This window comes from Nocardiopsis ganjiahuensis DSM 45031, assembly GCF_000341085.1.
GTDB classification, from domain to species: Bacteria; Actinomycetota; Actinomycetes; order Streptosporangiales; family Streptosporangiaceae; genus Nocardiopsis; species Nocardiopsis ganjiahuensis.
Window position 1 is genome coordinate 395,675 of record NZ_ANBA01000008.1, and the last position, 17,895, is coordinate 413,569.

Consider the following 17,895-nt stretch of genomic DNA (forward strand, 5'->3'; position numbering starts at 1 on the left):
ACCGGACGGACTCAGACCCGCAGGACCGCGAAGAACTCGCCCGGGACGGTGGCCGAGGTTCCGTCGATCCCCGGGGAACCGTTGGCGAGCAGCAGCTCCCGGGGAACGGCGTCCAGCTCCACCCGGGTGACCTCGGCGCCGAGGTTGCAGACCAGGCGCAGGGAACCGCGGGTCAGCACCAGCACACGGCCCTCCTGATAGGCACTGACGGAGAACCGGTCCAGGCGCGGGTCGGCGAGTTCGGGTTCGGCCCGGCGCAGGGCGATGAGGGCGCGGTAGGTGTCCAGGACCAGCTGGCGGGATCCGTGCTCGGGTTCGGACCAGTCCAGGACCGCTCCGTCGCGCGTGGCCGGGTCCATGGGGTCGGGGATGTCCTCCTCCGCCCAGCCGAGGGCGGCGAACTCGCGGCGGCGGCCCCGGCGCACGCCGTCGATCAGGTCGGGGTCGGTGAAGGAGGCGAAGAACGGCCACGGCGTGGTGGCCCCCCACTCCTCGCCCATGAAGATCATCGGTGTGTAGGGCGAGCACAGGACGAGGGCGGCGCCGCAGGCGAGCAGACCGGGTGAGAGGTGCTCCCCCATGCGGTCGCCGCGGGCGCGGTTGCCGATCTGGTCGTGGGTGCTGAGGTAGCCGAGGAACCGGCTGCCGGGGACGAGGGCGGTGTCGACCCTGGCACCGTGCCTGCGCCCGCGGAACGTCGAGAGCGTCCCGTCGTGCCAGAAGACGCGCCGGAGTGTCTCGGCGAGGACCTCGGGACCGTCGAAGTCGGCGTAGTAACCGTGCTTCTCCCCGGTGAGGGCGACGTGCAGGGCGTGGTGGAGGTCGTCCGACCACTGGGCGGTCATGCCGAGCCCGCCCGCCTCCCGGGGCATGACCGTGCGCGGGTCGTTGCGGTCGGACTCGGCGATCAGCGAGAGCGGGCGGCCGAGCCCGGCGGCCAGGGCGTCGACCTCCGCGGAGAGTTCGGCGAGGATCGGCACGGCCCGGTCGTCGCGCAGGGCGTGCACCGCGTCCAGGCGCAGGCCGTCCAGGTGGTAGTGGCGCAGCCAGTCCAGGGCGCCGTCGACGACCAGGCTCCGGACGGGGTCGGAGTCGGGTCCGTCCAGGTTGAGGGAGGGGCCCCAGGCGTTCTCCCCGGAGAAGTAGGGGCCGAAGCGCGGCAGGTAGGCGCCGGAGGGACCGAGGTGGTTGTAGACCACGTCCAACAGGACGGCCAGGCCCTTGCGGTGGCAGGCGTCGACGAACGCCTTGAGCGCGTCGGGGCCGCCGTAGGGTTCGTGGACGGCGGCCCACAGGACCCCGTCGTAGCCCCAGCCGTGGGTGCCGTCGAAGGCGTTGAGCGGCATGAGCTCGACGTGGGTGACACCGAGGCCGACCAGGTGGTCGAGGCGGTCGACGGCGGCGGCCAGCGTGCCCTCGGGGGTGAAGGTGCCGACGTGGAGTTCGTAGACCACGCCCCCGGCGAGCGGGCGGCCGGTCCAGTCTCCGTCGGTCCAGGCATGGGCGTCGTGGTCGTACACCCGGCTGGGTGAGTGGACCCCGTCGGGCTGGCGGAGGGAGCGCGGGTCGGGCATGGGCAGGGGGTCGTCGTCCAGGAGGTAGGCGTAGTCCGAACCCGGTCCGGCTCCCGCCACACGGGCGTGCCACCAGCCGTCGTCGTCGCGGTCCATCGGGTGGTCGGTGCCGTCGACACGGACGCGTACGTCGCGGGCCTGGGGCGCCCAGACCGAGAAGTCCCCGCGCACCCCGCGTCCGGGGGTGGCGGGCCTGGTGGGTTGGGTAACCAGTTCGTTCACGGAGAGTGGCCTACCCATGGGTGACACGGGCCGAACCGAACCGCGCGTCACACGAGTCAGCAGAACACGGCACGGGACCACCTGTCAGGCGGTGTCGCCCCGGCATGGCGAGGGTGAGGGCCGGTGCGACTGCCGCCCCGCTGTGCGGAGCGGCGGCTCCGTTTGAGGTGAGCAACTTGGCCCGGGTGCGGTAGCCGGTTCAGGGGAGCACACCAGGAGCGCCACAGGTCCGCTGACCTCAAGTGAGGACGAAGGTTCACCCGCCCTGGCCTGGGGTTTCCTCGTGTTCGGGGCCGTTCAACCATCGGATCAAAGGTTCCCTGGGCTGGCTGGAGGCTATTGCTAGAAGAATTCGTCGATCCAACGCTCCAGTACCTGTTTGCTGTCTCGTGTCTCAGAGTGATTGCGGCCGAGAACCCGTTCCTGATCAGGGATCAGGGCTTGAAGAACCACAATGGCCTTGGCTCGGTTAACGGACTCGTGGATCCACCACGCGAGGTTGTGGCGTGTGGTGAGGGTGTGGGGGTGATCTGGTCCCAGGACGCGGATCATGTCGGTGAGGAGCTGATCGAGGGTGTGGGCGGCGCCTTTGGGGTCGCCGGATTCTCCTCGCCAACGTGCCAGATTGTGGCGCGTGGTGAGGGTGTGGGGGTGATCTGGTCCCAGGACGCGGATCATGTCGGTGAGGAGCTGATCGAGGGTGTGGGCGGCGCCTTTGGGGTCGCCGGATTCTCCTCGCCAACGTGCCAGATTGTGGCGCGTGGTGAGGGTGTGGGGGTGATCTGGTCCCAGGACGCGGATCATGTCGGTGAGGAGCTGATCGAGGGTGTGGGCGGCGCCTTTGGGGTCGCCGGATTCTCCTCGCCAACGTGCCAGATTGTGGCGCGTGGTGAGGGTGTGGGGGTGATCTGGTCCCAGAGCACTGATGCGGCTGGAGAGAAGCCTCGCGTACGCACTCGCGGTTCCGACGGCATCTCCGAGAAGTCCGCGCATGTGAGCGAGGTTGCTATGCGCGGTGAGGGTGTGGGGGTGATCCGGCCCTAGGACGCGGATCATGTCGGTGAGGAGTTCCGCGTAGGCCTTGGCTGCTCCCGGCACATCGCCCGCCTCACCTTGCCAGTGCGCGAGATTGCTGCGAGCAAGAAGGGTATCGGGGTGTTTACTGCCCAAGGCGTGGGTCATGTCGGTAAGCAGCTCGGTGTACGACTTGACTGCTTCGGCTGCATATCCACTTTTCCCTCGCCATCGGGCGATATTACTGCGCGTAACGAAGATGTCCGGATGGTCGGCACGGAGATGACTGCTGGCGCTTTCGAGGAGTTCGCACCAATATTTGCGAGCCTCAAAAAAGTTGCCTGACTCGCCCAAGCTGACGCCTAGTCGGAATAATATATTGTATTCCCCTTTCTCCCAAAGCCACTGGTTGGCGTGTTCCCGGAGGGCTTTGGCGTTGGCGCGCAGCCGTTGGGTTGAGGCTGCGTTTTGATCCATGCTAGGCCAGGTATCGACTAGGGCGTGAGCTGCGGCGCGAGCGGTGTATGGAGACGGGCGAGTGCTATGGTGTTCCCGTGTTGCGCGCTGCACGATTTGGTGCATGCTCAAGAGGGTATTTTTCTCATCCAGGCGTCCTCTTATATTGACTAATCCCAGTCGTTGTAGGTTTGCTAGCGCCTTTCTGGCATCATGAATTTCGATATCACGGATAGGTTCTACTGTGGTGTCATTTTTTATTTGATTTCTTCCGGCGTCCGATCCTGGTTTGGTCTGGTTTGTCCTGTGGGCGGTCAGGTAAGAGAGCGCACATTGTGCGGTGAGCACCGATATCGGAATGCCTTCGGGGGCGAGCAGGCTGATCAAGCTCATGAGAGGTTGGGCCACGCCTGCTGGAGTGTGGGTGCTGGCCTGACGAAGGGACAAGTCCCAGGTAGTGGCGAGCGGGATAGGTGTATCCCAATCAGGGAACACGTCACCCAAGGTGGTCGTGCGGTCGTGGAACCGCTGCAGGTAGGCGGTGCAGCCCAGGGACAGTTCAGCCATGTAGGCCACAGCCTGACCCAAGGCCAGAGGTAGACGCCCCAGCGTTTCAGCGAGTTCGTCCATCTCCGTGATCGTGTGGGCGATGCCTGCGTGGTTCAGGGCACGAGTGAGGAAAGTGCGGGCTTCTTCGGGGGTGAAGACATCCACATCGAAAAGGTGGCGTCCCTGGGTAGTGAGGGAATGATCGCGTCGGCGAGTAGTAACCAGGACCCGACCGTGGGGGTGGTCGTGTGGGGGCCACAGGTCCCGGAGTTGGGCAGGATCGGCGAGGTCGTCCCAGATCACGAGCCATCGTCGCTTCTGGTTGTTGGCGGGGTCACCGAGCCAGGTTAGGAATGCCTTCGCAGCGTCCTCGGGGTCATCAGGGACGATCGCAAACAGGCGATGGGCGGCTTGGGCGTAGGCGAAGGTGATGCGGTCCCGGGCGGAGGCGTCGGCCCACACCAATACGTCGACTCGCTGCTCAGGATCGGTGATATCGCGCAGAGTGCGGGCGTAGTGGGCTGCGAGTTGAGTCTTGCCGACCCCACCTGCACCGGAAAGCACCTGCCGCAGCACGACGGTTCCGAAGTTGTTCAGTGTCTTGCAGAGACGGTCAGTCACGGCCCGGTACTGGAAGTGGGCGGCTTGTTCGGGGATGACACCGACCCGGACGGGCCAGTCCACCTTATGAGGCGCAAGGTGGACCACATGCAGGTCCCGGCCCTGAATGACGATGCCACCGAAGATGTCTCCGTTCACGGTGTTCGCGACGTCGCTTTGATCTCCCCTTGCCCTGTTCATAACACCGATTATGGTGCGTCATCCCCGGCGGGATAAGGGTTTTAGGCTGAAACGGCCGTATGCGGCCTGTGGGGCGACAGATCGGAGGGTTCCACGCGACGGCGCAGGGGTGGCTGTGGGGCGCTGGTGGGCGGACGCGGGGGCGCACCCCCAGAGTCATGGAACGGCAAAGTGCTCCGGGAGGTCGCCCCCCACCTGCACTGACCTTGTACTGAGGAGCACAAACGGAGCACACAAGCGCGGGAAGAATCCGATGGCGCCTCGCGAGCTCCGCTTCCCTCTGCTCAGTGAGGCCGCGTGTGGATGCCGGGGGATGCCCGTAAACCGCCGACCGAGCCTCGGTGTGCCGAAACCCTGGTCCCGGAAACTCAGAACCGGGACACTCAGTCAGGTCGGATCATCAGTTTCAGGAACTTCCTGGATCCGCATAAGCAAATCCCGTCCGAGAGCCGCCTCGCGAACATCCCCGCTCTCCTCGAACAGCTCCACTGCCCGCTGTACCGCTCTGCCCGCCCCAGCCCGCTGACCCAACCACAGCAGTACTTGGCCGAGGTTCTTCCACAGTTGCGCTTCGCCGTGGATATCACCTGTCCGGTTGAAGTCCTCTCGTGCACGGTCTAAGGCCTGGACAGCGTCGGTGGGCTTGCCCGCTTGCGCGAGTACCATCCCGAGGTTGGCCCCCGCTTGCGCTTCGCCGTGGACATCACCTGTCCGGTGATACAGGTCGCGCGCGCGGGTCAGGGCGTGGATGGCCTCGGTGGGCTTGTCCACCTGCGCGAGCGCTATCCCGAGATTGGTCCATGCTGCTGCTTTTCCGTGGGCAGCACCTAGCTTGTCGAAGACCTCACGTGCGTGGGTCAGGGCGTCGATGGCCTCGTTGAAACGCCCCATCTCTCGCAGTGCTGTGCCGAGGTTGGTCCACGCTTGTGCTTCGCCGTGTGCGTCGCTGGTTTGCTGCTGCAGATCACATGCACGGGTGAGGGCGTGAATAGCTTCGTCGAATCGGTGTACCTGTCTCAGTGCGGTGCCGAGGTTGGTCCATACCGCTGCCTCACCAAGGGTTTGACCGGTTAGTTGGTACAGGTTGAGTGCACGGGTGTGGGCCTTGATCGACTCGTCGAATCGGCGTACTTGTCTCAGTGCGGTGCCGAGGTTATTCCACGTGGCTGCCTCGTCTACCTGGGCGCTGGTATGTTCGTGCAGTTCCAGAGCGCGCGTCAAGGCCAGAATGGCTTCGTCGAACCGGCGCACCTGCGCCAGTGCTGTGCCGAGGTTGGTCCATGCTGCTGCTTCGCCAAGGATGTGGCCGGTTTGTTGATGCAGGTCGCGTGCGTGGGTGAGGGCGTGGATGGCTTCGTCGAACCGGCGCACCTGCCTCAGCGTCATGCCGAGGTAGTTCCATGCTCTCCCTTCCTGTGTGTGGTCGCCGGTGGTGCGGGCTGTGGCCTGGGCGGAGCGCAGGATTCGCTCCAAGTCCTCGAAACGCCGCTCACGGCTCAGGTACTCGGCCAGGTGTAGGGGGAGGTTGATGGCCGCATCGATGTGTCCGAGATCGGGAGCAGCCAGAGCCGCAGACACCAGGGCAGTTCGTTCGGCGTCAAACCACGCCAACGCTGCATCCGAGTCAGAGAACAGGTCGGAAACCAACTGCCCTGGCAGGGCCTCCAGACAATCGTTGGCGGCACCCGTGGTAGCGGTGTAGTGGTTCAGAACCCGCCCTAACGCCTGTTCACGGTCCTTGGGCGGGTGGGAGTGGTGACGGGCGTAGTCAGCGAGCAGGTCGTGGGCCCCCCACCGGCCGGGAGCGGGCTGGGTGAGTAGATGCGCGGACGCCAAAGTCTCCAGCACCTCCTCGACTTCCTCCGAAGGCAGTCCAGTCAGGATCGCCGCCGCAGCCGTGCCCAGGGTAGGACCCGGTGTGGAAGCCACGAGCAGGAACACCCGAGCCTCGATCTGGTCTAGGCGGCTCAGGGAGGTATCGAAGACCGCCCGCAGTACTCGCGCCTGCCCGGTGTCACGGTCGGGATCCTTGAGCTTGTCCACTCGAGAGACAGCCCGTTCCAACCGTTCGGCCAACCGGGCTGGGGCCAACTTGGGGTTGCGCTTGAGATAAGCGGCAGCGATCTCCAAGGCCAATGGCAATAACCCGCACAAGCTGGCCAACAGGCCCAATCCTGCCTCATCCTTGGCGCGCGGGTCTTCCGGACTGTGGGTGGTCAGATCTGAGGCCAGCAGCTCGATGGCCGCTTTGAAGTCGAGGACGTCCAGGTCCAAGTGGCGTGCTCCGGCCAGGGAGTGTAAGCCGCTGCGGCTGGTCGCCACCAGCTTGTGCCCGCCCGAACCGGGCAGCAAAGGCCGTATCTGAGAGGCGGAACTGGCATTGTCAGCCACCACCAGCACTGGACGACCCTGTTCGTCGGCCTCGGACAGAGACTCCAGCCCGGAACGGTAGAAGGAGGCACGCTCCTCAACTCCCAGCGGGATGTCCTCGGGGTCTACCCCCATCTGGCGTAGCAGCACATCCAGGGCAGTATCGGCGGACAGCGGTTCAACGCCGGGGGTGTAGCCGCGTAGGTCCACGAATAGCTCGGCACAGAACCACCGCTTGCTATGGGCGATCGCGCCAGCGGCTAAGGCCAGCGCGCTTTTGCCTACCCCGCCCATCCCTGCCAAGGCGGAGACCACCACCCCGACCGAACTGGAGTTCTCCTCTTGCGTTTCGTTGGCTCCTCTAAAAGACCTGTGCATCTCAGAAACAGGAACTAGTTCGCTAAGCAGCTCCTTCAAGGGTTCTACGCGGCCGACCAGTGTGGCGGGTGGAGGGGGCAGGGTGTGCAGCGCGCTGGGAATTGGCTGGGGCGGGTGGATGACCTGTTGACCGATGACGTCGCGACCGGCATTTATCCATCGCTGGTCGATGGAGGAGGCCGGGTCCTTGGGGGTGTTACTGGTGTGGGTCATCGGGGCGGCTCCGTGGGTGGGTCGACCTGTTGGCCGATCACGTCGCTTCCGGCACGGATACGCCGCAGACGGGTGCGACTCCCACCCTTGGCGGGAGAGGGGCCGACCCTACCCTTGACCGAGCCCTTGGCCCGAACTCGGTCCAGTTCGACGAGGTCACCCTGATCCTCATCACCGGCCTGGCCAGGGGCAGGCCATAGGGCCAAGACAAGGGTCGCCACGGCCACCGCCAAGGACGCGATACCAGCGACCTGGTTGAGCTCGTTCAACCCCCACCCGTCACCAGAAAGTACCCGAGGGGCCAGCCAGAACCCGGCCAGCACCAGCGCTATCGCACCCAGGGCACTCACCCAGGTCTTCTTATGTCCCATGGAGTGATTGTTCCGTGTTCATAGGGCGTGCGGCCAGTTTTCGCCGAAAGCGGCCACTCCAAACATCGTCTCCCCTGACACCGGCTTTGGGTGTGTTCCGTACCGGGGACGCCCGGGAGTCATGAAGGCGTGGATGTGTGTCAGGATCGCCTTCTGTCACTCGCCCACCGTCCTTCGCCCGAGGATCGAGAAGTGGCGACTCGTCTGCGTGGTGCGCCTCTAGACTCTGGCTCATGCCGAGAACCCTGTACCTGGTGTTGTCCGGAGCCCCCGCGCCGGAAGGGGTGACCGAGCTCGTTCAGGCCCTCCACGAGCACGGCTGGCACGTGACGGTGCTGTCCACCCCGACGGGCGCGGTCTTCCACGACCAGGACCAGCTCGCGGAGTTGACGGGCGAGCCGGTCCGTGTGGCGTTCCGGATGCCTGGCCAGGGCAAGCCGTTGCCGCCCGCCGATGTGGTGTTGGCCTGTCCGCTGACCTTCAACTCCACGAACAAGTTCGCCCAGGGCCTGGCGGACAACTTCGCGATCGCCTTGCTGTGCGAGATGGTCGGATACGGGGTACCCACCGTGGTGGTGCCGCACTGCAAACCCCAACTCGCCACCCACCCGGCCTTCACCCGCTCCCTGCAGACCCTGCGCTCGATGGAGCCGGTCACTGTCCTGCACGACCCCGAGGCCCCCTATGAAGACCGTCTGCCCTCCTGGCAGCAGGTCATCGACACCGTCAACCGCCTCTGACCGAAAGGCGCAACGTGGACCCCGCCACTCGAGGCCAGACGATCAAACGCGCCCGACGACGGCACGGCTACTCCCAGAGCGTGCTCGCCGGACTCGTGGGACGCTCCGAGTCCTGGCTCTCCCAGGTCGAACGCGGCATCCTGTCGGTGGACTCCCACGAAATCCTCACCCGCCTGGCCCGCGTCCTGCGCCTGGACCTGACCGAGCTGTCCGGAACCGAAACCGAGGCGGTCACCGACATGCGCTACGACGCCGCCCGCGCGATCGAGCGGGCCATGATGCGCTACTCCACCCTGGAAACCATCGTCGCCGAGACCGGAATCGAACCCCGCATCGACCCCGCATCGCTCTCGGTCCAGGCACACCAGACCTACGCCGCCTACCAAGCGGCCCGCTACGACGAGGTCGGACGCCGCCTGCCCCGGCTCATCCGCGAGGCCGAAGCCGCCGCACACACCCCCGGCTCCGACCGGCCCGCCGTGTGCTCGGCCCGAGCCATGGTCTACAACACCACCGCGGCCCTACTGCGCCGGGTGGGGGAGAAGGACCTGGCCTGGCAGGCCGCCGACCGCGCCATGTCCGCCGCCGAGTGGGCCGACCAAACGCTGCTGACAGCGGTGGGCGCCTACCGGCTCGCCTACGTATTCATCTCGCGCGGGCGGCCCGCTGAAGCGGCAGAGCTGGCGATGGGCGCGGCCTCAACGCTGGAGCGCCGCATGCGCCCCGGCACCCCCGAAGAGCTGAGCGTCTACGGCGGACTCCACCTCGCCGCCGCCACAGCCGCCGCCGCGGAGTTCGACCGTGCGGCGGTACCGCGCTTCCTACGCCAGGCCCGCCGCGCTGCCACCCGTTTGGGCGGTGACCACAACCTGCACGGGACCGCTTTCGGTCCAACGAACGTGGCCATCCACACCATCAGCACCGCTGTGGCGATCGGTGACGCCCGCACCGCTGTGGAAGCGGGGGAGGACCTGGAGGTGGGCACGCTGCCTGCGGGTCTGGTCGGCCGGCGGACCCAGGTCTGTTTGGACCTGGCCCGCGCCTACACCCAGCGCCGCCAGGACGCCGCAGCGGTCCAGACCCTGCTGGACGCCGAACGGCTCGCCCCCGAACTCATCCGCTACCACCCCGGCACCGCCGGGGTGCTGACCGAACTGCTGCGCAGGGAGCACCGGCGCTCCACCCCGGAACTGCGCCCCCTGGCCAGCAGGGCCGGGGTGGCCTGAGCCAACCCGCAAAATCCTGTGGGTCTTTTACCCTCCTTCGGCTGCAGAACCGTGCGCTGTCCGCGCCTTACGGTCACCGCATGTCACTCTCACACTGCTCCCAACCCGCCGGGCGCTCACTACTTCCCGCCTCGATTCCACAGCAGCGACACTACGGTCACCACCCTCCTCAGCAGGGCGGGGCTCACCCCCGGCTCGGCCAACCGGTCGCACAGCCCCTGTTCGGTCTGCAGGAGGTGGCGGCGTGGCCCAGGTGATCGAGGTGGACGTGGACCGGTTTCGCGCCCACAAGAGCCAGTCCGTGCAACGGCTCCCTCGGCGCACGAGCGATCCGCGCGCGAACACCCCGATCGCCACCAACACCGCCCAGCCGCAGCAGGCGGCAGCGGTCATCCTGCCCGGAGAACCGGAGCAGGCCGCAGTGATGCGACGACGCATCCGCTCCCGGATTGGCACCCTCGGTTCCACGACAGAGGCGTTGGTGCTGTTGGCCGATGAGCTCTTCACGAACGCTTTGCGCCATACCCGCAGTGGAGAGCCTGGCGGCGAGGTGACGGTGGCTCTCTTCAAGCTCCCCGGCCGGTTCCAGGTCAAGGTCACCGACCAGGGCCCGCACGAAGGCGAGCACGCCTTCCCTTGCCCATGCCCGCTGGATGCGCGCATCGAGGGAGGGTTCGGCCTGCACCTGGTCGCCGCCGAGGCGAGCCGGTGGGGCACCCTCCAGGAGAACGGGCGCACCACCGTGTGGTTCGAGATCGACCGCCCAGCAAGACGGACCTGACCCCTCATGCCCTGGACACGCGCCGACGACACGAGCTTCTACTCCGCTGCTGAACGCCTCCAGCACCAGCTCGGAGTCGGCTGGGTGGTCCTGTGGGGGCCGGGATCGCGGCGCTTCTGGGCCTTCGCCTGCGCAGGTTCTGCCCCTCTGATCTTGTCCGATCCCACGCTCGAAGGCCTGCGCCAGCAGGTTCGCAACGTCGGCCATCGGCAAACCCGCCGGACCTACGCCGCGACGCACACCACCCAGACCGCACAGCTCACCCAACCTCCCGACAACCGTTGACCTGTTCCCCACCGGCCTAGCCTGCCCACTCTCGACTCCCTCCCGCGAGAAGGTGCCGTGATAGCCCCTCACTTCCACTCGGTGATCCTGCAACCCACCACTCTGTGCAACCTCAACTGCTCCTACTGCTACCTGCCGGTCCACGAGCGCAAGACCCGCACCGAGATGCCGGTCGAGGTCGCCCAAGCCCTCGCCGCCGGCATCGACACACAGAACACGAGCGAGGTCGTGGACGTGGTCTGGCACGGAGGCGAACCCCTCACCACACGTCGCGAGCACTTCCGCGACCTCGTGGAAGCGTTCGAGCCCCTGCGCCGAAAGGGCCGGATCCGCCACTGCGTGCAAACCAACGCCACCCTCATCGATGACGCCTGGTGCGACTTCTTCACCAGATACGCCTTCCGGGTCGGAGTGAGCATCGACGGACCCGCGGCGGCGAATCTGTCCCGAGTGGATTGGTCCAACCGGCCCGCCTTCTCCCGCGTGGAACGCGGCATCTCCCACCTCCGAGCCCACGGAATCGACTTCACCGCCATCTGCGTCGTCACCACACAGACCATCACCCACCCCCACACCCTGCTCGACTTCTTCGAAGGCCTGGGCGCCAAAAGCGTCGGCTTCAACATCGAAGAACTCGAAGGCGCCAACGACACCCGCCAGGACATCGACCCCGCACACGTGCGCCGCTTCTGGCGCACGATGTTCGATCGCATCGACAACGGCAGCACCCTCCGCGTCCGCGAGGCCGACCGGCTCCTGGGCTACCTGGCCGACGTGAGAGCCGGGCACAAGGCCCGGTGGGAAACCGCCCTGCTCGACCCCATCCCCACCATCGGCACCAACGGCGACGTGGTCGTGCTCTCCCCAGAACTACTCGGCGTCAAGAACAACCAGTACGACAACTTCGTCCTGGGCAACATCCTGAACGAGCAACTGCCCACCATCCTCACCCGCGCCCCACACACCCCCTACGTCCGCGAACACCTGGACGGCGTACGCCAATGCCGCCGAACATGCGAGTTCTTCACCTTCTGCCAAGGCGGACAGGCCTCCAACAAGTACTTCGAAATCGGCCGCTTCACCACCACCGAAACCACCTACTGCCGCAACGCCAAACAAGAACTCGTCCGCGCCCTGGGCGAGAAGATGGGAATGTGACCGATGACGACTCTGACCGGACTTGAAACCTCCGAGCGGGCCGCCGACCTGATCGACCGACTCCAGCCGACCACCCCGGTAGGGCTGTTCGACAACCGCGACACCTGGGACAACGTCGGCGGCGGCCCCTGGGACAACCGTTCGACGTGGGACAACTGGAAGAAGTAGGGGAAGCCTGTGCAGACCGCCGAGATCCGGGGCGCGAAAGTGCTCCTGCCCAGCGACGACGAGCCTGCCGTGCGCGCATGGCCCTACCCCAACCCGCTGGAGGAGGAGAAGGTCACCAACACCCACTTCACCTCCCTCGACCTGACCTCACACCGCCTGGTCGACACCACCCTGAACCGCTGCCGGTTCACCGGCTCACGGCTGATGGGGGTGTCACTGGCGCGCGTTTCGATGACTGACGTGCTCTTCGAAGGCTGCCAGTTCGACTACGCCAGCTGGGAGCAGGTCAGGGTCACCGGTGACGTGGCGTTCATCGGCTGCTCCTTCAAGGAAGCCGAGATCATCGGAAGCGACCTGCGCGATGCGGTCTTCGACGACTGCGCCTTCGCCGCGGACATCAAGAACACCAAGATGTCCGGCACCGACCTGCGCGGCAGCGACCTGTCGAACCTGTCCGGGCTGGCCTCGCTCCACGGCGCGAAGGTGACCGAGATCCAGCTCCGACAGCTCAGCGAGGTCATGATCCGCGACCTGGACCTGACGATCGCGGAGATCCCGCTGTAGGCGCGACCGCACCAGCCAGAAAAGAGGGGCTTCACCCAAAGAAACCGGGCGAGGCCCCTCGGTGTTTACACCCAGCAGACATTCCCTGACTGGCTTTACGGGTGTGCCTTTGCCCAGGACCGTGACTTTTCCGCAGAACGGACTTGAAGAACTTCGCTCACCCAAGCGAACATCGACCAGCCCTGCGGGAAAAGCGCATTCCTTGCGGGCATTAGGGGCTTTTGTGCCCTTTGTGTGGTGTGGGTGGGAAGCGCATTTCCGGGTGCGTACGACCCCGGGGCCATTGACACCCGACCAGGCCACACCTTGATGGAGAACGAAGAAGTGGAGGCGCCCCGACACGGTGCTGTGAACACCGCGCCGGGGCTGAATCCCCACCTGATTGCAGCAGGAGGAGATCGTGGAAAAGCATAGCGGGCGGCATCGCAAGCGCCGACAGGGCTGGGGTGAGCATCTGCGTTGGGTGCTGGGGGCGGTGCTTGCCGCCGTGTTCTGTAGCCCGGTTGGGCAGAGCAGTCGAGTGGTGGTCGAGGTGCGTCAACCGCTGCCAGCGCGGCGTCCGTCCCAATGCCGTGAACCTGGCCTGGACGGGACTGCAGGCAGGGTGGGTGTGAAGGTTCCTCGGCCCCGTGCTGGGCAAGCCCTCACGGGCACGCACACAGCCGGGCCGCCGCCCCACCACCGGGAGTTGCACATGGGTCGGTGCGGGTGGTGTGAGGACGATGACGGAGTGCGCGGGGTACGCCTGTACCTGGCCGTGCACGAGAAGAACCAGCACGCCCGGCGTCGTGTGAAAATGGTGCCACCGGCGCCCCGTCAAGAGGTCTTGGCTTCCGTGGCCTCGGGGGCGGCCGGTGGTGAGCCGCCCTTGGACATGAGCGATTTGGCCGCAGTGGTGCGTCAGTGGCAGGCGTTGCGGCAGCCTGTGGCCTGACCTCGCACAGAAGCATTCAGGGCCGTTCCCTTCCAGGGGCGGCCCTGTTTCAATGCCCTGGTCCGCCAGTACCGGAGATAGCGGAGTCGTGGGGCCTGTCGACGTCGTCGACCGACGCGGGGGCAATGAGCGAGACCCGCCCGGTGGTCACCCACACGGGCTGAGCGTGGCGTAAGACGGCGATGAGGGGCGGCAGTATCGCTCAAGATGACGAACTCCGAAGAAAACTTCTGAGGGTGTTTCTTCGACGAATCGACACCAAACTGTCGTGCTGGAAATGGTCGAAGAAACGAAACTCATCATCCGATTCAAGAAGGGTTCTCCGGGTTGTCCCACACTCGAAGTCCTCGGACCCAGGACTGCGTTGAGAGGCCTGTGAGAGCCAGTGAATCAGTACTCCAACGCACCCTCCACCGATCACTCCAACGACCCCTCCATGCCTGTGGACCCCCTGGAGTGCTCATTTTTGCAGGTCAGGGCCGGTTCTGGGGGTGTGACTCAAAACCAGACTTATACCCAGTGGGTAGTCATCTTCACGTAGGGGGCGGCGGCCCCGGCCTGCTGGTGGGTCGGCCCACCGGCCGACCCGCCATTCCTTTATTTCGCTCTGGCCTGACCATCATCCCCCACTCCTCTCCCTTCTCCGTCACTTATAAAAGTGTTATTCACTGACCTTATTAATGCTATTGTTCCGGAGTCTCGTGGCTGTTCGAGATTCGTGGGTTCATCAGCGGTGTGATCGTGCGGGTGCGCGCCGGGCATGCCCCGCCGCAGCCGAGTGGTCTGGTGCGCGGCTGTGGGGTGCGTGGGCAGCAGCGGCGGAGATGGGTCACGGCTGAGGAGCCGGAGATGGATCCGATGCGTGGGGTGCTGGGGCTGGGCGGTTCCTGTTCTGTTCGGGTCGTGGGGCGGCGTGGGGCCACCAGCGCCCCGCTGTCGCCCCGAACACCCCAGCCCCGGTACCAGAGCCGCCCCTGTGGCCGGCGCCCCTTACGGGGCCGGTGGTGGCCACGACCAGCGAAAAGGGCATAACGCCCGTATCGGGTGGTGCGGGGGGGTGGGGAGCCAGGTAGGGGGTGTTGGTCAAGGCGCTTGAGCGTCAGGGTGAGTTCGGGCGGGGGTGTTGGGTCTTCGTGCTGTGTGGGCTTACCTGGAAGGTGTTGGCCGCGGGTTCGGCTGTGCAGGTGGCCTCGGGCGGGTTGGGGCGCCTCATCACGTACTTCACACAGCACACCTGCCAGAGCGTGTTTTCCGCATGCGGCGACGACGGAGGCCAGGGCGAGCGCCGCGCTGTTACGCGGTGCGGCGGCTCCGGCTGAGGTGAGCAACCCGGCCCCGGGGCGGTAGCCGGTTCAGGGAAGCACACCAGGAGCACCACGGGGCCGCTGATATCAGGTGGGGATGCGGGTTCACCCGTGCTGGCCTGGGGTTTCCTCGCGCCCGGGGCCTGTGGACCATCGGATCAAAGGTCCCCTGGTCAGGCCCCACCCTAGGCGGGCTGGTTTTGCCAGTGCTGTAGGAGCTGTCTACTCGTTTGAGTGCGGGAGTGATCAAGACCGAGTACGCGTGCTCGATCGCTGACCAGGGTGGTGAGGAGATCGATGGCTTTGACCTTGTCACCGGACTCATAAGTCCAGTGAGCGAGGTTGAGGCGGGTAGCGAGGGTGTACGGGTGGTTGGGGCCGAGTACGCGGGTGCGGTCGGGGAGGAGTTGTTCGAGGGTGGTTGTGGCGCCTTTGGGGTCGCCGGATTCTCCGAGCCAGCGGGCAAGGTTGTGGCGGGTGGTGAGGGTGACCGGGTGGTCGGGCCCGAGGACGCGCAGTTGGTCGGGGAGGAGTTGTTCGAGGGTGGTTGTGGCGCCTTTGGGGTCGCCGGATTCCCCGAGCCAGCGGGCAAGGTTATGGCGAGTGGCGAGGGTGGCCCGGTGGCCGGAGCCCAATATTCGGGTTCGGTCGATGAGGAGTTGTTCAAGGATAGTGATGGCCCGTTTGGGTTCGCCGGATTCCCCGAGCCAGTAGGCGAGGTTGTGGCGGGTATCGAAGGTGTCTGGGTGGTTGGGGCCGAGTACGCGGGTGCGGTCGGGGAGGAGTTGTTCGAGGGTGGTTGTGGCGCCTTTGGGGTCGCCGGATTCCCCGAGCCAGCGGGCAAGGTTATGGCGGGCGTCAAAGGTGAACGGGTGATCAGTTCCCAATCGATCCCGGGCAGTTTCGGCTATGAGTTTCCAGTGAGTTAGAGCCTCGCCGACACGACCTGCCTCGCCTAGACTCCAACCCACCCGGAAGAGCAACCTGTGCCCGCCTAGTTTCCACAACCAGTCCTCGCTGGTTTGTCCTTCTACCGCGTGGTGAGAGCACAGGGCGGCGGTATTACTGCGCAACCGCTGGGCCAGGATGGTGTCTCGTTCGATCTCGGGCCACACATGGATAAGTGCGTCTGCTAGTACGTGAACACTGTCCCGGGTGGGACGGGTTGTGGTGTGTTCGCGGGTAGCGCGCTGGACCAGTTGGTGGGCACTCACCAGTACCAAGCCCTCCACTCCGTGGTCCTCTTGGGCGCTGGGTTGGGTGGTGCGGGTAATCAGGTTCAAGCGGCGTAGCCCGGCCAGGGCGGACCGTACCTGGTGCGGGGACAGAGGCCCCGGGGCGGTTTCTGCCCTGGCGTGGGCTGTTTCTGTGTGGTGGGCAGTTAGGTGGTCCAGGGCAGGTGGTGCGGTGAGGACGTGTTCTGGGACTGCGGTGCCGTCCAGGAGCGCGATCAGACCCATTAAGGGGCGGGCCACGCCTTGGGGGTGGAAGGCATCCGCCTGGGCCAGTGACAGGTCCCAAGTAGCAGCAAGGGGGGTGGGTCTGTCCCAGTCGGGGAAGACCTCCTCCAGTGTGCTCATGCGATCGTGGAGTATCTGGTGGTAGTCCTCGTAGCTCAGGCCGAGTTCGGCCATGTAGGTGACCGCTTGCCCTAGGGCGAGGGGAAGATGTCCCAGGTCGCAGGCAAGAAGGGCCAACTGTTCGTGGGTGTGACCGATTCTGGCTGCATCGAGGGCCTGAGTGAGAAAGGCGCAGGCTTCGTCGGAGGAATAGACGTCCACGTCGAGCAGGCGGCGGCCCTGGAGGGTGAGGCTGTGGTCGCGTCGGCGAGTGGTGACCAGCACCCTGCCGTGAGGGTGGTCGTGCGGGGGCCACAGGTCGTGCGCGGTAGCGGGGTTAGCCAGGTCGTCCCAGACGATGAGCCAGCGTCGTCCCTGGTTCTTGGCCGGGTCCTGGAGCCAGGTCAGGAACAGTTGCGCGACCTCCTCAGGCTCGTCAGGCACGGTGGTGAAGAGGTGGCGAGCGGCCTGGGTGTAGGCGAAGGTGATCTGTTCACGTGAGGTTGCGTTTGCCCACACCAGCACGTCCACCCTGGTGCTGGGGTCGATGATCCGAGCCAGGGCGCGGGCGTGGTGCGCGGCGAGTTGGGTCTTGCCGACTCCGCCGGTGCCGGAGAGCACCTGGCGCGGTACGACGGCCCCGAAGCTGCTCAGGGCGTTGTCGAGTTGGTCGGCGATTACCCGGTGCTGGTAGTGGACTACTTGTTCAGGGATGACCCCGACGCGTATCGGCCAGTCAACTTGTTGGAGCGGATAATGATGGTAGACGGCCTTGCCGATGACAGTCTCGCTCTGCGCACCTCGAAGATCGATGTGATCGCCGCTGTAGGTGGGGCTCTCCACGTGCACTTCATCTAGGTTGTCTGTCTGGATGATGGTGCCGCCGGAGATTCCCCTGCGGACCGGGTTGGATGTGCGCCTGGCCTCTTGGCCGCTCGTGCCCGAAGGGGGCGATGTACTGTTGCTAGCCCAAATGAAGGCGTTGACAGGCAGCGCTAACACGGCGGTGATGCCTGCAGCCCAGGCCGCAGCCTCCCACCCATCTCGTGTAGCGGCACCGCCTCCAAACCACAGTCCCACACCTAGCGCAACTAGAACCAGGATGGTGCTGGTGATCGCGCAAATCCACTTTGCCGAGCTCATACATCTGATTGTGGCGTGTCGGACCGGCGCAGGTAAGGGCTTTGGGAAGGAAACTTGCCGACAGGTTGTTTTTTAGGCCTTGTGG

The 17,895-nt window shown here is 65.6% G+C and carries 11 protein-coding genes; 7 read left to right on the plus strand and 4 right to left on the minus strand.

Annotation, left to right across the window (positions count from 1 at the left end; translation table 11 throughout):
- Positions 1-11: 11 nt before the first annotated feature.
- From treZ to D458_RS0110415, 3 genes are all read right to left on the minus strand, one after another.
- On the minus strand, positions 12-1,796 hold the full coding sequence (gene treZ, locus D458_RS0110400; RefSeq protein ID WP_026119174.1) for a malto-oligosyltrehalose trehalohydrolase: 1,785 nt from the start codon (positions 1,794-1,796) through the stop codon (positions 12-14).
- A 342-nt stretch (positions 1,797-2,138) separates the two neighbouring features.
- Entirely contained in the window at positions 2,139-4,616 is a 2,478-nt protein-coding gene (locus D458_RS35420; RefSeq protein WP_083936277.1) for a tetratricopeptide repeat protein, read from the minus strand.
- A 387-nt stretch (positions 4,617-5,003) separates the two neighbouring features.
- Positions 5,004-7,577: a tetratricopeptide repeat protein gene (locus tag D458_RS0110415; RefSeq protein ID WP_026119175.1), complete on the minus strand. Its 2,574-nt coding sequence runs from the start codon at positions 7,575-7,577 to the stop codon at positions 5,004-5,006.
- A 604-nt stretch (positions 7,578-8,181) separates the two neighbouring features.
- Between D458_RS0110415 and D458_RS0110420 the strand changes: the two genes are divergently transcribed.
- The 7 genes from D458_RS0110420 (at position 8,182) to D458_RS0110450 (ending at position 12,870) form a co-directional block, all read left to right on the plus strand.
- Entirely contained in the window at positions 8,182-8,688 is a 507-nt protein-coding gene (locus tag D458_RS0110420; protein ID WP_026119176.1) for a flavoprotein, read from the plus strand.
- Between the two features lie 14 nt (positions 8,689-8,702).
- The gene (locus D458_RS0110425; protein ID WP_026119177.1) at positions 8,703-9,914 is read left to right on the plus strand and encodes a helix-turn-helix domain-containing protein; all 1,212 of its coding nucleotides are present in this window, start codon (positions 8,703-8,705) and stop codon (positions 9,912-9,914) included.
- A gap of 244 nt (positions 9,915-10,158) precedes the next feature.
- On the plus strand, positions 10,159-10,695 hold the full coding sequence (locus D458_RS0110430; protein ID WP_017586686.1) for an ATP-binding protein: 537 nt from the start codon (positions 10,159-10,161) through the stop codon (positions 10,693-10,695).
- A gap of 6 nt (positions 10,696-10,701) precedes the next feature.
- Positions 10,702-10,980, plus strand: a complete 279-nt coding sequence (locus D458_RS0110435; RefSeq protein ID WP_017586687.1) for a hypothetical protein — start codon at positions 10,702-10,704, stop codon at positions 10,978-10,980.
- A 57-nt stretch (positions 10,981-11,037) separates the two neighbouring features.
- Positions 11,038-12,138 carry a cyclophane-forming radical SAM peptide maturase AmcB gene (gene amcB / locus D458_RS0110440; protein ID WP_063825712.1) on the plus strand — a complete coding sequence of 367 codons (1,101 nt, stop codon included), beginning with the start codon at positions 11,038-11,040 and terminating at the stop codon, positions 12,136-12,138.
- Between the two features lie 3 nt (positions 12,139-12,141).
- Entirely contained in the window at positions 12,142-12,306 is a 165-nt protein-coding gene (gene amcA, locus D458_RS36940; protein WP_017586689.1) for a multiple cyclophane-containing RiPP AmcA, read from the plus strand.
- A gap of 9 nt (positions 12,307-12,315) precedes the next feature.
- Entirely contained in the window at positions 12,316-12,870 is a 555-nt protein-coding gene (locus tag D458_RS0110450) for a pentapeptide repeat-containing protein (RefSeq protein ID WP_017586690.1), read from the plus strand.
- A gap of 2,423 nt (positions 12,871-15,293) precedes the next feature.
- Here D458_RS0110450 and D458_RS33320 read toward each other — a convergent pair.
- Positions 15,294-17,510 carry a tetratricopeptide repeat protein gene (locus tag D458_RS33320; RefSeq protein ID WP_160168048.1) on the minus strand — a complete coding sequence of 739 codons (2,217 nt, stop codon included), beginning with the start codon at positions 17,508-17,510 and terminating at the stop codon, positions 15,294-15,296.
- Positions 17,511-17,895 lie beyond the last annotated feature (385 nt).